Below are 16,732 nucleotides of genomic sequence, written 5' to 3'. Positions count from 1 at the left end.
TGAGCTGCACGAAATAACAAAATGAAAGATGCACTTAATCAATAATAAATGCCGTTTGCAGAATCTACAAACGGCATTTGTTTAGAACGATAGATTTACTTTAAGTAAGGGGCAGCATAAATCAATATAACTTTAAACAAACCAGCAATCACTGCTAAGGCTAAAAAACCGCCCAACCATAACAGAATAAACCATTGAGTTTGATTGAGTTTAACGGATGACTTTTTCATAAAACCCTCCATACTTAATGATAACCTTCGTCACCTACACGCACTTTGTCTCTAAATACCCAATAAGAGACAATGGTGTAAGCAATAATAATTGGAATCAGAATTAACGCACCGATCAAAGCAAACATCTGGCTTGAATGAGGCGCTGCAGCCTGCCAAATGGTGACTGATGGCGGAATAATATATGGCCATAAACTAATCACGAATCCAGTAAATGCAAGGAAAACGAGCGCCAATGTATATGCAAATGGTTTTAGGTCGTGATCCTGCTTTTTACATGCCGATAAAATCAGGCCAACAAACAATAAGACCAAAATTGGTACTGGGCTAAAATAGAACAGGTTTGGTAAAGAGAACCAGCGATCTGCAATTTCAGGATGAGTCAACGGCGTATATAAACTCACGCCACCAAAAATGATCAGCAGTGCAATAATCAGCTTTGGCATAAGCTCATACATACGTTGCTGTAAGCCTTTTTCAGTTTTTAAGATAAGCCAGCCACAACCTAAAGTTGCATACATCGCAACTACGCCAATACCTGTGAAGACCGTAAACGGAGATAACCAGTCAAATGGACCACCAGCATAAATACCATTTTCGGTTTTAATTCCTTGGATATAGGCACCCAGAATAATCCCTTGGAGGAAGCTGGTTAAAACTGAACCCCAGATAAATGCCAAGTCCCAAAGGTGTTTGGTGCGATGAGCTTTAAAGCGGAATTCAAACGCCACGCCACGGAAAATCAGGGCAATCACCATGAAAATGATCGGTAAATATAGTGCTGATAAAACTGTTGAATAGACCAGTGGAAATGCTGCATATAGACCAGCACCACCGAGAACCATCCAAGTTTCGTTACCATCCCAGACAGGGGCCACGGTATTCATCATCACGTCACGTTCTTGGCTGTCCTTAATGAATGGGAACATAATCCCGATTCCTAAGTCGAAGCCGTCCATGACCACATAAATCATGACACCTAAACCGATAATACCGACCCATATTAAAGAAAGATCAATCATGACGGTTCTCCCCAGAGTTTTGTTTGCTGTCAATATTTTCATCGACTGCACTAAGTGGACGCATTGGTGTTTTAAAGTGTCCTACGCCACCAGTTTCAACATTTGGTGAATCAATGAATGATGGGCCTTTGTTTATTAGTTTTAAGGTGTAGTAGATGCCGCTACCAAAAACGATGGTATAGACCACCACAAAAATAAACAGGCTCAGTCCGACCTGATCTGCGGAAACCGTATGTGAAAGTCCATCTTTAGTTCTCATAATGCCGTATACAACCCACGGCTGACGGCCAACCTCAGTAGTTACCCAACCTGCAAGCATAGCGACATAACCAGATGGTCCCATCACCAATGCAAATTTATGGAACCACGAAGTTTCATAGAGTTTTCCACGCTTACGTAACCAAAGTGCTATTAAAGAAAGAGTGACCATGAGTACACCAAGACCCACCATCACACGGAAGCTCCAGAAAACAATCGTTGAATTTGGACGATCTACAGGTGCGAAATCTTTTAAGCCTGTCACTTGGCCATCTAAGCTATGCGTTAAAATTAAGCTACCCAAATAAGGAACACCCACTTCGAAGTGGTTACGTTCTTCTTTCATATCTGGAATTGCAAATAGCAATAATGGCATCGGCTCATTGTGATTGGTTTCCCAGTGGCCTTCCATTGCCGCAAGTTTGGCAGGCTGATGTTCACGTGTGTTTAAACCGTGGTTATCACCAATCACTACTTGCAAACATGAAGTCACAAGCACCATCCAGAGACCCATCGAAAACGATTTTTTCACCAATTCATCACGACGGCCTTTGACTAAATGCCATGCAGATGTTCCAACGACCAATAATGATGAAACCAAGAAGGCGGCTGCACCCATGTGGGCAAAGCGGTAAGGGAAGGATGGGTTAAAGACAATTGCAAACCAGTCTTTTGGCACAATAATGCCATTTTCGATCGCAAAGCCTTGAGGTGTCTGCATCCAGCTATTCGAAGATAAAATCCAGAACATGGAAATACATGTTCCGATGGCAACCATAAGTGTTGCGAAGAAATGGGCCCGAGGACCAACACGTCCCCAACCAAATAACATAATGCCTAAGAAACCTGCTTCTAAGAAGAAGGCACTCAAGACTTCATAGGTAAGTAAAGGACCAGTAATACTTCCGGCAACACGTGAAAATTCACTCCAGTTAGTACCAAACTGGTAACTCATGACCACGCCCGAGACCACACCCATACCAAAGGCAACTGCAAAGATCTTAATCCAGTACTTAAATAGATCTTTATAAATCGGGTTTTGGGTTCTTAACCATTTCCATTCTAATACTGCTAAAAAGCAGGCAAGACCAATGGAAGTGGCCGGAAAAATAATATGGAAGGATACTGTAAAAGCAAATTGTATTCGCGCTAATTCTAGAGCGGTTAGACCGAGGCTCATAAACTTTCCCCCTGTGAACTAGCTGATGATGGTTAAATGAGTTAAATACTTATTTTCAGGCAACAAAGTATTTTGGCGATTAAACTTACTTCTGTGATAAATGTTCTTAGCAAGTAAAATGCCAACAGGGTTAAGCAATATAATTGCTTGATATTTCAATAGAATAGACTGATTGATTGTTCTCAATCTGTTAACAAAGTTTATGCTTGATGTTGCATTTGTAAAAATGCATGTTGCATTGAAACATTGATGAAATATCTGGCGATATGCAATAGATCGTCTCATGAAAACTACCTACCTTAAGAAGTTTCCTTAATCATGCACTTACTATTTTTGTATATATAGATACAGAAATTTTTTATAAAACTATAACAGTCTGAAGCATTCGTGAGGTGTGCTATAGTTTTTTTTCAAATATCTGTAGCTATGTATCCATTCTTCAAAAGTTCAAAATAAATGAACAAGATTTACGAATGGCCAAAATCACTTTCCAAAACAAAGTGAATGCGACTTTGGATAATAGGCGCAGAATAGTTTCTTCTCTTTTATTCCTTTGTTGTTTTGCGTGAGGTCTGGTTGTTACGTAGGTTATTAAAGACCTGATTTAAGTGTAGCTCTTCTAAAATAGCTTGGATGTTAAAAAATGTTTATTACCTCTCAACTCAATGTCCTGCATAAAATTATTAAAAATCAGCCTATTCCTATTTCTATATTGGCTCAGTTAGAGCAGACTTACGTTAATTTTGAAGCTACTTTATTAAGAGCGAAAGTACTCAGAGACTTTTCCAAAGCTGAAACTGTTTATTTAATTCAATCTCATATTGAGCCACAGCAAAGTAGCGTGGCCTACCTATTTTCACCTTTTATTTTTGCAAACCTAAACAAGCCTGCCATTTATACGACACCTGCGACTGCACCTGTACTTTCTATTCTTAATAAATATTACCAAGCTGAGAAGAAAGTGTTCTTTAAAGTAGATGAAGTTTTAGAAAGTCTAAAAATTTATATTGATTTGGAACTTGCAGAGCTTAATGAAGTTGAGTTTATTTATTTAAGCTTAATCAAAGCACTGTGTCGAAGTGACCTTTCTACAGTTTTTTTAATTACGAGTTTAGATGTAGATGTCGAGTATTTAGAAGCTCTTGAGCAATTTTTAAAGGTCAAAATTTATTGGATTAAAACCACAAAAGATAAGGACTTAAAAAACTTTAATAGCTTAGAAATGCGGAAATTATTATTCAAAAATAAAGATGAAACCTATGTACAGCTATGTGCACAATTTGCTCAGATGAATGCAGAGCTGGTGGGACTGTGTGACACCTTCACGACGCATCAAATGACTCATTTAATTGATGATATGTTTTATTCAGAGCATATTTTCGAAAAACTATCTGTCTATTCAGAATATATGCAAACCTTATTGCAAAGTCAGCATAGTCTAAACAAGAAAGAGATCGCTTAGCGTTGGCAGGCTTTTGTTGTGCGTTATATAAAGTTTGAATACTGTTATAAAAAAATAATCGTTTTCATGTGAAATAAATATTTTATGGTAAAAGCAAAGCAATATTGGTTTTACTTACATGACAAATTTAAATTTTGAGCATCATCTCGGTTCCTTAACTCACGCTGCACTGAGTCAGGCCTCAATTATTTCTCGGGTATGGGGTGAAGGACCTTCGGAACGTTATGATGAATTGGCAAAAAATTTCAGACCAACTTTTGCCCGTATTAAAGAAGGGGCTTTAATTCGTGAGCAACAACATATTTTGCCCTATGAACAACTTCAGTGGCTCAAAGATGTTGGCTTTACACGTTTACGACTTCCTAAAACCCATGGTGGCTTTGATGCAACCATTCCTGAATTATTTGCATTGCTCATTGAACTTGCAGAGGTCGATTCAAACTTACCACAAGCTTTGCGTGTGCATTTTGGTTTCACTGAAGATGTGTTGGTAAGTAAAGATAAAGTGTTTCAACAGCGTTGGTTCAATCGAATTGCCAATGGGGAAACGGTGGGCAGTGCATGGTCTGAAGGTGGAAAAGAGTCAATTGATCAGTTTGAAACTCATCTATATCGGGATAGTGATGGAAAAATTCGTGTTAAAGGTCAAAAGTACTACACCACAGGCAGTCTATATGCAGACTGGGTTGAAATTGGTGTAACAGATTTAAAGGGTGAGTCTGGTTCGGTGGTTGTTCGCCGCGAAGATGAGGGTGTTGAAATTGTTGATGACTGGAATGGCTTTGGTCAGCAACTCACCGCAAGTGGCACGGCATATTTCCATGACGTATTGGTCGATGAAACTGAAATCTTACCTGACGATGACCGTTTTAAATATTCAGCGGCTTACTATCAACTGGTACAACTCGCAATCATTACAGGCCTAGGCCGTGCTGCAACCTATGATGTTTCTCAAGCTGTTGCTAAACGTACTCGAAACTATACGCATGCGAATGCCCAATTTGTAAAACAGGATCCGCAAATTTTACAAGTCGTAGGCCAAATCCGTGGCGCGGCTTACAGTGCAGGGGCAATTGTTGAAAAAGTTGCACAAAGCTTACAGCGTGCTTACTTGGCTGCATTTCAAAATAATGAGCAGCTTGAAGAAGAGCAAAATGCGCTTGCCGAACTTGAAAGTGCGCAGTCTCAAACGGTCATTACCGATCTAATTTTAAATGCTTCTACAATTTTATTTGATGCTTTAGGTGCTTCTGCAACAGACAAAGATTTAGGCCTAGATCGATACTGGCGTAATGTACGAACTTTATCTTCACATAATCCGAGAGTATTTAAAAATCGAATTATCGGTGATTTTAGTGTAAACGGCACATTACCACCGTATCAATGGCGAATAGGGAATGTTGCTAAGCAATAAATTATAGTTTTAGATATTAAGCTGCTATTTTTAGCGGCTTAATATTATTTTTGTTGTTTAAATTAAATTATAAAAATCTATTAGAATAAAATCATATTTTGTTTGGGGTTTATATTATAAAGAAAACATAAAAATTGCTTTAGTATGAAAATTAAATAAAATGCTGGTTGATATTTTATGACTAAGAAAATTAGTTTTAATGCTTTTGAAATGAATTGTATTGCCCATCAATCTCCTGGATTATGGCGACATCCTCAAGATCGATCTGTTGAATATAAAGATTTAGAATATTGGACAGATTTAGCACAAATTCTTGAGCGTGGTTTTTTTGACGGTATTTTTATTGCAGATGTGCTTGGTATTTATGACGTTTATCATCAAAGTGCTGAACATGCCTTAACAGGTGCAGTACAAGTTCCAGTCAATGATCCGCTACAGATTGTGCCTGCGATGGCAGCAGTCACAAAGCACTTGGGTTTTGGTGTCACGACCTCTATTTCTTTTGAACATCCTTATCCTTTTGCTAGACGTATTAGCACGCTAGACCATTTAACCAAAGGGCGAGTTGGATGGAATATCGTGACGTCTTATTTAGAAAGTGGTTCGAAAAATTTGGGCCTAAAAACCCAGGTTAATCATGACAATCGTTATGATATTGCTGATGAATACTTAGAAGTCCTTTACAAACTTTGGGAAGGTTCTTGGGAAGAAGGTTCGGTACTCCGTGACCGTGAAAGCGGTATCTTTGCTGACCATAAAAAAGTGCATCCAATTCAGCACGAGGGTAAATACTTTACTGTACCGGGCATCCATATTTGTGAACCTTCACCACAGCGAACGCCAGTACTTTACCAAGCAGGCGCATCTTCACGCGGGCAGAAGTTTGCTAGTCAAAATGCCGAGTGCGTATTCATAGCAGCGCCGTCTAAAATTGCCACTAAAAAAGTGGTACAGGGTATTCGCCAAAAATTGGCTCAAGAGGGCCGTGACCCGTACTCAGTTAAAATTTATGCACTTTTATCGATTGTCACTGATGAAACCGATGCAAAAGCTCAGGCTAAGTTTAGAGAATATCAAAGCTATGGAAGCTACGATGGCGCTTTAACATTGCTATCTGGCTGGTCAGGTGTGGACTTCTCACAATACCAGCCAACAGACAAAGTTGAATATATTCAAACCAATGCGATTCAATCTTTATTGGACTCTTATGTAAATGCAGACCCTGAACGTGTTTGGACCATTGAAGAAATTGCAAACTGGAACAGCTTAGGCGGTAATGGGCCAGTATTGGTGGGTTCGGCAGAAACCGTTTCGGATGCTCTACAACAATGGGTTGAAGATACCGATGTCGATGGCTTTAACCTTGCCTACATTTTGGCTCATCAAACCTTTGCCGATGTAGTTGAGTTTATTGTGCCAGAGTTGCAAAAACGAGGGGTATATCAAACGTCGTATGCACAAGGAACATTAAGAGAAAAACTATTTGGTGCTGGGCCATATTTACCTGAAAATCACCGCGGTGCAAAATATCGTAATCTAAAGGAATTAAAACTTGCTGAGGCGAGTTAATATTTTGCAAAACCTTTAAATAAATAGCTGGTTAAATACCAGCTTTTATTTTGTATTTTTATATCGGTTTTACTGCTGAGTTAATAAAGAAAAGATAATTCTATAATTTAGATTAAAAAATCAGATTAATTTGTTTTTGTATTATGTGAATAATCATTATTTTGTTCCTGTTATTAAAATTCAGGAATTATTAAGTGAGCACACAAGAACTCGATCATAACCATCGTTATGAAATTAAATCTCCCGATGATGTTTCACAATTAATTTCCAAATTTGCAGGGAAGGGTAAATCGAATAAAGTTATTTGGTTGGCATTGATTGGGGTGTTTATTGATGCCTATGATTTAACAACGCTATCCTTTGGTATTGAGCAAGTTATCTCAGAGTTTTCTTTAAGCCCTGTGATGACTGGGGTGGTGGCTTCAGCAATTGTCTGCGGAACCATTGTTGGTAACCTGATTGGTGGTTGGCTGACAGATAAAATTGGCCGTTATCGGGTCTTTATGGCGGACATGGTGCTCTTTGTCATTGCGGCAATTGTCGCAGGCTTTGCACCAAATGTTTGGGTTTTGATTTTAGCCAGATTTATTATGGGAATTAGTGTCGGTATTGATTTGCCTGTGGCAATGTCATACTTATCCGAGTTTTCCAAATTTAACGGTAGTAGCAACAAAGCAGCACGTTTAGCCGCATGGTGCCCAATGTGGTATGCCGCTTCTTCGGTATGTTTTGGTCTAGTTCTGGCGCTTTATTTTCTTTTACCCCCTGAGCATAGCAACTGGTTATGGCGAGCATCTTTAATTTTTGGAGCAGTGCCTGCGTTACTCATTATTTTTATTCGCGGTAAATATTTAACTGAATCACCCATTTGGCTTGCAAACCAAGGCGATTTAAAAGGTGCGGCTAAAGTTCTACAAGAGTCCTATGCGATTCATGCAGTCGCTACAGTTGAAAAAGTAGAAAGAACTAGCGATAAGAAAAAGCGCGAGGGTTTTGCAGTTTTATTTAATAAAACCTATTTGCCAAGAACGATTGTGGCAATTGTGATTCACATTTCGGTGGCATTTCAGTACACCACCATTGCTTTCTTTCTACCTTCTATTTTAACGCGTTTCTTTCATACTGATGTCTTGACGACGATTACTACAACGCTCGGACTCAATCTACTATTTGCATTTACGGGTGGGTTGTTAGGCGTATTTGTTGCTAGCAGATTTAAATCTCGTCATGTGTTGCTCACAGGCTTTTTACTCCAGTTTATAGCCCTCATTGCTTTGGCATTCATTGGTGAACCCGGTAATAGCTTTTTACTCTATACCGCAATTGGCATGCTAGGTTTTTGGCTTTTTGCCGAAGGCTTTGGGCCTGGGGCACAAATGATGGTTTATCCAACCATGGCTTATCCAGCTTCGATTCGTGGCGTTGGAGTTGGCTTTAACCGTGCGGTAACTGGTGTTGCTCAAGCAATTGCTTTGTTTGTTTTACCGATCTGGATGGCGGGATATAAAACTGATGTTTACCTGATTATTTCTATCTTTGCCTTTATTCCTTTAATTGTGATTGGGCTGCTGATTAAGTTTGAGCCTACCGCCCAAGATGTCGATGTGATTGATGAAGATAAAACAGAACTTCCTCTCAATAATTCACCAGTAATCGACTAGAGTAAAAATAGATATCTAGATAAAAACAAAGGCCAACATCTGTTGGCCTTTGTTTTTCGAGTTAGAAGTAATAAGCAAAAATTACAAACGCTTTTTTATTCCATTTATCATTGCTTCCACCAGCCGCAAGGCCTTCACTGTCTCCTAGATATGGATCGTGTTTACCCACCAGCAACTCGGCTTGTACTGTCAATTTTTGATAGTTAAACGCAATGCCGGGAATAAAACGGGTTGAATCTTTAAAGCCATCTTGCTCTTTTCGATAAGAACTATAGTTTAGGTATGGGCGAACAGAGGTAATGGGGCCAAACTGCTGAGGAAATAAATAGCTGAGCTCGGCTGAATAAATCTGGCCTTTGGTTGCCGAGTTAAATGAATAATCGAAACCGCCCAAAGTCAGATGATCTTTAAATTCAGTGTCGGCATTATCAATGTCTTGATAACCAGCCAAAAGCTGTAAATTCCATTGGTTATAATTGGTATTGCTAAAAACTGAATAGACTTGGCGATCTCCATCTTGTCCTGAACGTTTATTTTCAATGGTGGAATACCATGCAGAGGCGCCCAGTTGGGTAGAGAAATTTTCTTGGCCTAATACATTTTTAAAGGTATGAGCGCCGCGAACAACAATGGAGTTCTTTTCTTTGGTATTGGTGCCTTGTGGTACTGAGTCATCCGCATTGACAGGATTGATACTAAATCGACTCGAGTCTTTGCTTTTACCTCTATAGGTGCCACCATCGGTAGGATAAAAGGCGAGTTGTGCTTCATTAATTCCATCATTGAAATCATATTTCACCCCAAGGTTATGTACATCTTCCCAACCTGCACTATTGGCAATGCCTAAATAATAAGTATTTCCCCAAAAGCGGCCCAAGCCAAAAGGAACTGGGTTTAAGCCAGCAATAATTTTACTGTTGTCATTAATTTTATAACCCAACCACGCATCGGTAAGCCAATTGGCATCGCCTAAACGCCCGTAATATTCATAAACCCGATAATCTAGGCGGCCAATCCATTTCGGGGAGTTGTAATCTAGCCATAATACCGCGTCATTAAACGAAAATTTACTGGTCGTGGGATCAGAGTCAAAATCATAAACATATTTAGCTCGAACAGTACCACTTACTTTAAGTTGACCTTCTTCAGCATTACCAAAGGTGAGAGCCGCATGACTTGAGAGGCTAAATGTAATTAAAGACGCTGTAATTAATGTTTTTTTCAAAAATTGAGAATGTTTAAACAAAAGAATTTTTCTCCTCTTAAAAATAAAAATTAAATTTGCGTCATGTATAAACCAGAAAAAGATTTGTCCAAATCTTAATATTTGCAGAAGTTTTAAGATAAAAAGATAATAAAATCTTAACTTTATATAAAAGAATGAAAATTAATTAGATGCAAAACTCTGGATGCGATAAGCAAAAAATAAAAATGACGAAATGAGTAGGATAAAATAATTAGAGTAGGTATGTCAGCCTTTTCTCATCTTATCTTTTGTGAATATCGTTTTTAATTATTGATATATAAGTATTTTAATTTTACCGCTAATCTATATGATTGCTTAAAATTTGCTTTTTACCAAAAGATAAAAACTTATAAGTAAAAGTTATTTATAAAAATTAGATAAGCAACTCATATTTTTTTATTTTTCATTATAAAGCCGGCTGAATACCATGAGCTTATATTATTGAAAGATCATGAAATTATGAGCACGAAGACCAAACCGTTGATTATCACAGCAATTGTAGTAGTCGCAATTGTTGCATTTATCGTATGGCAAAATAAAAAAGACAATAATACAAGTGCTTCAGTTCGTGACAACAAACCCGTTGTGATTGCTTATCAAACTGGGGTTGACCCAAGCAAAGTGGCGCAGGCGAATGGGGATTATGAAAAACATAGCCAGCGGACTATCCAGTGGAAAAAATTTGATGCGGGTTCAGACGTAGTTAATGCACTTGCCTCGGGCGATGTCGTACTTGGCAATATTGGCTCAAGCCCACTTGCTGCTGCGGCCAGCCGTGATTTACCGATTGAAGTATTCTTAATTACTTCAAAACTTGGTGCATCTGAAGCACTCGTGGTGAGTAATAAATCAGGGATTAAAAGCCCTCAAGATTTAATTGGCAAAACCATTGCTGTACCGTTTGTTTCAACCACACATTACAGCCTTTTGTCTGCACTGAAACATTGGAATATTCCAGAAGATAAAGTAAAAATTATTAACTTGCGTCCACCTGAAATTTCAGCTGCTTGGGAACGTGGTGACATTGATGCTGCCTATGTGTGGGAACCTGCTTTAAGCAAAGCTAAAGCATCTGGCACAGTCTTAACTGACTCAAAACAAGTCGGTGAATGGGGCGCTCCAACTTATGATTTATGGGTAGTACGTAAAGACTTTGCAGAGAAAAATCCTGACTTCTTAAAAGCTTTTGTCCGAACTACGCTTGAGCAGCTTGAAAAATATAATCAAGACCCAGCCGCTTACGTTAAAGATGCCGATAACGTACAAAAAATTGCGCAGCTCACAGGCTCTGATCCAAAAGATATTCCGCTTTTATTAAGTGGAAATATTTACCTTGACCACGCTCAGCAAAAACAAACGTTAGATGGTGAATTTGCACAAAATATTTTTGATACAGCGAAATTCTTAAAAGGTCAGGGTAAGGTCGATCAACTGAAAGCCGATTATAAAGGCAATGTGAACTCTTCATTTTTGCAGCCTTAAGGAGTTGTCATGAGTGTATTAGAAGCCAAACATATTCATCTGACTTTTCCTAAACAGCAAAAGCCAGTTTTACACGACATTAACCTAACCATTAAAGAAGGTTCTTTAACTGTCATTTTAGGTGAGTCAGGTTGTGGCAAAACAACTTTGCTTAATATCTTGGCAGGGTTTCAAAAGCCAAGTTCTGGTGATGTACTTGTAAATCATGAAGTCGTAATTGGACCAGATGTAACCCGTGCTGTCGTGTTTCAGGATCACGCCTTACTGCCTTGGTTGAATGTTGCAGATAATGTTGGCTTCGCTTTACAGTTAAAAGGTTTAAAGCGTGCAGAGATTGAGGCACAAGTAAACGCAATTTTAAAAATTGTAGGTTTAAGTCACGTTGAAAAAGCCAATATCTGGGAACTTTCCGGTGGTATGAAACAACGTGTTGGTATTGCCCGAGCTTTGATCAGTCACGCGCCGTTTATTTTATTAGATGAACCTTTTGCCGCCTTAGATGCTTTTACGCGTGAAAACATGCAGCAGCTAGTGCTCGATTTATGGATTCAACAAAATAAAAGCTTCTTTTTAATTACACATGACATTGAAGAAGCATTATTGCTCAGCAATCAGTTAGTTCTGATGACCGCCCATCCGGGCAAAATTGTAGAAATTCTACACCTCGATTTTGCTCAACGATATCGTCAGGGCGAATCTATTCGCTCAATTAAATCAGACCCTCAATTTATTCAGCTCAGAGAACAGTTATTTGAAAGTTTAAGGGCACAAAAACAAAGCGGTAAGGAGGCGTTACCTACATGAACACTAAAGATAACGTCTATGAATATGACAAAGCAGACCTAAAACTTAAGCCAGATGTGCAAACAGAAAATGCTTCATTTCTATCGTCATTTTTTGAAAAGCACCACACTTTGGCAGTTAGCATAATTAGTGTGGGGAGTGTAGTTGCACTCTGGTTTCTCATTACTGCTTTGCATGTCGTACCTGAACTATTTTTACCGAGTCCACAGGCAGTATGGCAAAAATTTATATCGGTTAGCCAAGAAGGCTTTATGAAGGCAACTTTGTGGCAACACTTAGCAGCCAGTATCTCTCGTGTATTTTTAGCATTGATCGCTGCCGTGGTGATTGGTGTACCACTGGGTTTATGGATGGGCCTGAACAAATGGGTTCGCGCTGTTTTAGACCCTTTGGTTGAATTATTACGTCCAATTCCACCGTTAGCTTATTTGCCATTACTCGTAATTTGGTTCGGTATTGGCGAAACCACAAAAGTACTTTTGATTTTCTTCTCGATTTTGGCGCCTGTCATTATTAGTAGTGCACATGGTGTGTTAAGCCATCAGCTTAATCGTGAGCGTGCGGCATTGTCGCTAGGGGCAAGTCAGTCACAAGTCTTTTGGCATGTGATTTTACCAACCGCTTTACCTCATATTATTACAGGTATTCGTATTGGTCTCGGGGTGGGCTGGTCAACATTAGTTGCAGCAGAATTGGTTGCAGCGGATCGCGGTATTGGTTTTATGGTGCAATCAGCAGCGCAGTTCTTAATTACCGATACGGTGATTCTGGGCATTATTGTGATTGCGATTGTCGCAGTTAGTTTTGAGCTGTTTTTACGTTGGTTACAAAAACAGTTTTCTCCTTGGTATGGTCAGCAGTTGTAGTAAAGAAGATGAATACAGTCGTAGCAAATTTAAATATTGAAGTGATCAAGCCTACCATTGGCGCAATTATTCATGATGTCGATTTGAATGCGTTAAATGAACACACGACGCAACAAATCCAGCAGGCTTTACTTGATCATCAGGTCATTTTTTTTCGAAAGCAAAAATTGGCACCACAAGCACAAGCTGACTTGGCACGTAGTTTCGGCACTTTACATGTGCACCCGATTTATCCTTCTATTGAAGAGGTGCCTGAAGTGATGGTACTCGACAGTTGGAAACAGGATTTACGTGACAATGAGCTTTGGCACACAGATGTGACTTTTAGTAAGACCCCACCTTTGGGCTGTGTTTTACAAGCCATTAAAATTCCACCTGTAGGCGGTGACACCTTGTGGTCGAGTAATACCGCAGCTTTTAAAGGGCTTCCGCTTGAGTTACAGCAAAAATTACGTGGCTTAACTGCAACACACGATATTCGTAAGTCTTTTCCACTTGAACGTTTTGCTCATAACGAAGAAGAGCGAGAAAAGCTTTTGCAAACATTTAAGCGTAATCCGCCAGTGGTTCACCCCGTGGTGCGTACCCATCCGGTTACAGGTGAGCCTTTGTTGTTTATAAGTGAAGGCTTTACCACTCAAATTAATGAGTTAGCTGAACAAGAAAGCGAACAGTTACTTAATTTCTTGTTTGAACATGCAACTCAAGAGAAGTTTCATTTACGCTGGAAATGGCAAGATGGTGATGTCGCGATTTGGGATAACCGTTGTACGCAACATAAAGCATTATTTGATTATGGCGATGCCCATCGCATCATGCACCGTGCAACTATTAACGGTGATGTGCCATTTTATAAAAATGAACAAAAGCCAGAGTTAGCAGAGACTTAATTCTTTTGATTATTCTTTGTTTCAATTCCAACTCTGAATTTTGAGCTGGAATTGAAACAATAACTCTTTAGCGCATTCCAAATCCTGATAATATGCCTGTGTAGTTCTTTACAGGAGGTGAGGCCCAATCACCAACTTTGCTAGTTTTTAAATTTAACTGGACTAACATTTCAGCTTGTTTAACTGCTGCTGCAACGCCGTCAATAACAATCACTCCCAATTCATTTTGTAGTTTTAGACATAAATCACTCATGCCTGCACAGCCCAAAACAATCGCATCGCTTTTATCTTCCGCTAGTGCTTTTTTGCATTCATCTCGTATGGTTCGATAAGCATCTGAGTCAGAAAGCTCCAATTCTTCAACTGCAATGTCACAAGCCCGAACATTTTTGCAAAATGGTGTAGCCCCATAGCGATGAGCTAGATACCAGCTCATATTCACAGTGCGTTGTAAGGTTGTGACCACACTAAAACCAGTACTAACATAACTCGCAGTTCTCATAGCTGCTTCTGCAATCCCAATAACAGGTGCTGAAGTCATTTCACGGGCAGCATAAAGTGCAGGGTCACCAAAACAGGCAATAACATAAGCATCTACACTTAGATGTTCACCTTGGCGAATTTCCTCCAGCACACCTACTGCACTTAGGGCTTCATCATAATAACTTTCAATCGTTGCAGGGCCCATTTGAGGACTCACTGCAATAATTTGAGTATCAGAACCTGCAACTATCTTTGCTGATGTAGCAATTTTGTTAGTCATGCTTTGCGTGGTATTAGGATTAATAATTTTAATTTTCATTGTACTTTTGCCTTAGTCATTGCCGATTTAGCATGGGCAAGCGGTTGGTTAAGAAACCGGTAAATGACAAAACCGAATCCCATCCCAATAAACCATGTGAAATTAGCCAGCCCAGAGAGTTGTGGTAAAAGTACGCAGAGAATAGGAATTAATGAAGCTGGAATTAAGGCATAAAAGGCAGAGTGGTTATAACCATTTTTGTACCAATATGAACCTTTGGTATCTAAGGTATATAAATCATCTACCACGATTTTTTGTTTTTTAATGAGATAAAAATCGGCGAGCAATACACCAAAAAGTGGACCAATAAATGCACCTAAAATATCAATGGTGTAATGGATCACTTGAGGGTTATTAAATAAATTCCATGGCGTAATAAAAATTGAACCCACGGCTGCAATCATTCCACCCATGCGCCAGCTAATTTTACTCGGTGAGACATTAGAAAAATCAAACGCTGGAGAAACAAAGTTAGCGACAATATTAATCCCGATGGTGGCAATCATTAAGGTTAAACTGCCTAAAATCACCACAAAGGTGTTATCCAGTTTTCCAACCATCTCGACAGGGTCTGTAATGAGCTTGCCGTAGACTGGAAGCGTTGCCGCAATACACACCACAGTAAGTAAAGAAAAGCCTAAGAAATTAATCGGTAGCCCAAGAAAGTTACCCATTTTAATCGCGTTAAAGCTTTTGCCATAACGAGAGAAATCACCAAAATTCAGCATAGGCCCTGAAAAATATGAGACAACAAGCGCAATAGCACCAATCATGACTGGTACAACCGCAAAACCGTCGTATTGAACACCGCTCAAGTTTAAATCAATATTCTGCCATCCAGCTTTCCAGATGAGCCATACTGCCATCGCAAACATTACGATGTAAACAGCTGGACCTGCCCAGTCAATGAATTTACGAATACTGTCCATGCCAGACCAAAAAACAATCGCTTGCAGTAGCCAAAGCAGCATGAATCCAACCCATCCTAAATAGGAAAGTCCAAGAAAGCTATAAGTTGAAACATCGGCATAGACCGACCATTCTGGAAAGAACTTTAAAATGACCAATAAGAAAGCACTTGAGGCCAAATAGGTTTGAATGCCATACCACGCGACAGCAATAAGACCACGAATAACGGCAGGAATATTTGCACCAAGCACACCGAAGGTTGCGCGGCAAATAACAGGATAGGGCGTACCAGTTTGTTGGCTAGACTTGGCAATCAGGTTTGTAAAAAACTGAACTATGGCAATACCGATGAGTAAAGATAGAAGTACCTGCCAGCTATTGAGCCCAAGTGCAAAAAGGCTCCCAGCCATGACATACCCGCCGACACTATGAACATCAGACATCCAGAAAGCAAAAATATTATAAGCGCCCCATGTTTGCTTTTTTAAAGGAGCCAAGTCTTGATTTGTCAGTTTTGCATCATAAGAAGGTTTAATTATTGCTTCGGTATTATTCATCTTGAACACTCACTTCCTTAAGATGGAGACACTTTCAGCAGCATTGTTTTTCTGTCTAAAAGAATGAAATTAAAATTGTGTACAATGTGATATTTAAATTGTGCACAATTTTAATTGAGCAAAAGTTATGCCAAATTTAGGAAATAGCGCTCATGAGTTATTTAATCTGGTATGAATTTTGGATGTGAAGAGACAAATTTATAAAATGAGGAGTGCTTAATTTTTTATAAAAACTAAGTAAATTTAGGTGTATAAGTAGTTATTTAGAGATCAAATATTGAATTGATTAGCTCAGCATAGATGTTGTGAAAGTGAGAGAAATATTTCCAAATGCTTAAGTTAAACTTACACTACTGTCATTAGATAAAGTTTTAAAAAGA

At 39.1% G+C, this 16,732-nt stretch carries 14 protein-coding genes; 8 read left to right on the top strand and 6 right to left on the bottom strand.

The annotated features are described in order from the left end of the window. Window positions 1-95: 95 nt before the first annotated feature. Genes ACS604_RS03255 through ACS604_RS03245 form a run of 3 tightly spaced genes read right to left on the bottom strand, consistent with a single transcriptional unit; the run spans window position 96 to window position 2,690 of the window. Entirely contained in the window at window positions 96-230 is a 135-nt protein-coding gene (locus ACS604_RS03255; RefSeq protein ID WP_000749813.1) for a hypothetical protein, read from the bottom strand. A gap of 14 nt (window positions 231-244) precedes the next feature. After that, window positions 245-1,252 carry a cytochrome d ubiquinol oxidase subunit II gene (cydB, locus tag ACS604_RS03250; RefSeq protein WP_474769982.1) on the bottom strand — a complete coding sequence of 336 codons (1,008 nt, stop codon included), beginning with the start codon at window positions 1,250-1,252 and terminating at the stop codon, window positions 245-247. Next, window positions 1,245-2,690, bottom strand: coding sequence for a cytochrome ubiquinol oxidase subunit I (locus ACS604_RS03245; protein ID WP_474769980.1), 1,446 nt, complete (start codon window positions 2,688-2,690; stop codon window positions 1,245-1,247). Before ACS604_RS03245 ends, cydB begins: the two co-directional genes overlap by 8 nt. A 643-nt stretch (window positions 2,691-3,333) precedes the next feature. Here ACS604_RS03245 and ACS604_RS03240 point away from each other — a divergent pair. From ACS604_RS03240 to ACS604_RS03225, 4 genes are all read left to right on the top strand, one after another. Beyond that, a complete protein-coding gene (locus ACS604_RS03240; RefSeq protein WP_443272292.1) occupies window positions 3,334-4,152 on the top strand; it encodes a hypothetical protein in 819 nt (272 codons plus the stop codon). Window positions 4,153-4,270: 118 nt separating this feature from the next. Then, entirely contained in the window at window positions 4,271-5,566 is a 1,296-nt protein-coding gene (locus ACS604_RS03235; RefSeq protein ID WP_474769978.1) for an acyl-CoA dehydrogenase family protein, read from the top strand. A 177-nt stretch (window positions 5,567-5,743) separates the two neighbouring features. Continuing rightward, window positions 5,744-7,135, top strand: coding sequence for an LLM class flavin-dependent oxidoreductase (locus tag ACS604_RS03230; RefSeq protein ID WP_416684447.1), 1,392 nt, complete (start codon window positions 5,744-5,746; stop codon window positions 7,133-7,135). Window positions 7,136-7,329: 194 nt separating this feature from the next. After that, a complete protein-coding gene (locus tag ACS604_RS03225; protein ID WP_474769976.1) occupies window positions 7,330-8,796 on the top strand; it encodes an MFS transporter in 1,467 nt (488 codons plus the stop codon). Between the two features lie 61 nt (window positions 8,797-8,857). On the opposite strand, the gene ACS604_RS03220 is transcribed toward ACS604_RS03225, so the two are convergent. Next, window positions 8,858-10,042: a hypothetical protein gene (locus tag ACS604_RS03220; protein WP_474769974.1), complete on the bottom strand. Its 1,185-nt coding sequence runs from the start codon at window positions 10,040-10,042 to the stop codon at window positions 8,858-8,860. A 441-nt stretch (window positions 10,043-10,483) separates the two neighbouring features. Here ACS604_RS03220 and tauA point away from each other — a divergent pair, with 441 nt between their 5' ends. From tauA to tauD, 4 genes are read left to right on the top strand one after another with little or no spacing between them, the layout of a single operon-like run. Then, on the top strand, window positions 10,484-11,524 hold the full coding sequence (gene tauA / locus ACS604_RS03215) for a taurine ABC transporter substrate-binding protein (protein WP_474769973.1): 1,041 nt from the start codon (window positions 10,484-10,486) through the stop codon (window positions 11,522-11,524). A 9-nt stretch (window positions 11,525-11,533) separates the two neighbouring features. Next, a complete protein-coding gene (locus ACS604_RS03210) occupies window positions 11,534-12,328 on the top strand; it encodes a taurine ABC transporter ATP-binding protein (protein WP_312823782.1) in 795 nt (264 codons plus the stop codon). After that, on the top strand, window positions 12,325-13,194 hold the full coding sequence (tauC, locus tag ACS604_RS03205; protein ID WP_474769971.1) for a taurine ABC transporter permease TauC: 870 nt from the start codon (window positions 12,325-12,327) through the stop codon (window positions 13,192-13,194). Before ACS604_RS03210 ends, tauC begins: the two co-directional genes overlap by 4 nt. Before the next feature lie 8 nt (window positions 13,195-13,202). Continuing rightward, a complete protein-coding gene (gene tauD, locus ACS604_RS03200) occupies window positions 13,203-14,084 on the top strand; it encodes a taurine dioxygenase (RefSeq protein ID WP_174758966.1) in 882 nt (293 codons plus the stop codon). A gap of 67 nt (window positions 14,085-14,151) precedes the next feature. On the opposite strand, the gene ACS604_RS03195 is transcribed toward tauD, so the two are convergent. Together ACS604_RS03195 and ACS604_RS03190 are read right to left on the bottom strand one after the other, a co-directional pair. Beyond that, window positions 14,152-14,886, bottom strand: a complete 735-nt coding sequence (locus tag ACS604_RS03195; protein ID WP_174758967.1) for an aspartate/glutamate racemase family protein — start codon at window positions 14,884-14,886, stop codon at window positions 14,152-14,154. Further along, window positions 14,883-16,352: an NCS1 family nucleobase:cation symporter-1 gene (locus ACS604_RS03190; RefSeq protein WP_474769968.1), complete on the bottom strand. Its 1,470-nt coding sequence runs from the start codon at window positions 16,350-16,352 to the stop codon at window positions 14,883-14,885. Before ACS604_RS03190 ends, ACS604_RS03195 begins: the two co-directional genes overlap by 4 nt. Window positions 16,353-16,732: the final 380 nt, after the last annotated feature.

It is taken from the genome of Acinetobacter sp. Li1LvA2 (assembly GCF_056156705.1).
Note: the sequence above shows the minus strand (reverse complement) of the source record. Positions and strands in the feature narration are given on the sequence as shown.

Coding starts and splice junctions, on each gene's coding strand:
- tauC (WP_474769971.1), top strand. CDS start 12,325: ATGAACACTAAAGATAACGTCTATGAATATGACAAAGCAGACCTAAAA.
- tauD (WP_174758966.1), top strand. CDS start 13,203: ATGAATACAGTCGTAGCAAATTTAAATATTGAAGTGATCAAGCCTACC.
- ACS604_RS03195 (WP_174758967.1), bottom strand. CDS start 14,886: ATGAAAATTAAAATTATTAATCCTAATACCACGCAAAGCATGACTAAC.
- ACS604_RS03235 (WP_474769978.1), top strand. CDS start 4,271: ATGACAAATTTAAATTTTGAGCATCATCTCGGTTCCTTAACTCACGCT.
- ACS604_RS03230 (WP_416684447.1), top strand. CDS start 5,744: ATGACTAAGAAAATTAGTTTTAATGCTTTTGAAATGAATTGTATTGCC.
- ACS604_RS03240 (WP_443272292.1), top strand. CDS start 3,334: ATGTTTATTACCTCTCAACTCAATGTCCTGCATAAAATTATTAAAAAT.
- ACS604_RS03255 (WP_000749813.1), bottom strand. CDS start 230: ATGAAAAAGTCATCCGTTAAACTCAATCAAACTCAATGGTTTATTCTG.
- ACS604_RS03210 (WP_312823782.1), top strand. CDS start 11,534: ATGAGTGTATTAGAAGCCAAACATATTCATCTGACTTTTCCTAAACAG.
- cydB (WP_474769982.1), bottom strand. CDS start 1,252: ATGATTGATCTTTCTTTAATATGGGTCGGTATTATCGGTTTAGGTGTC.
- ACS604_RS03190 (WP_474769968.1), bottom strand. CDS start 16,352: ATGAATAATACCGAAGCAATAATTAAACCTTCTTATGATGCAAAACTG.
- ACS604_RS03245 (WP_474769980.1), bottom strand. CDS start 2,690: ATGAGCCTCGGTCTAACCGCTCTAGAATTAGCGCGAATACAATTTGCT.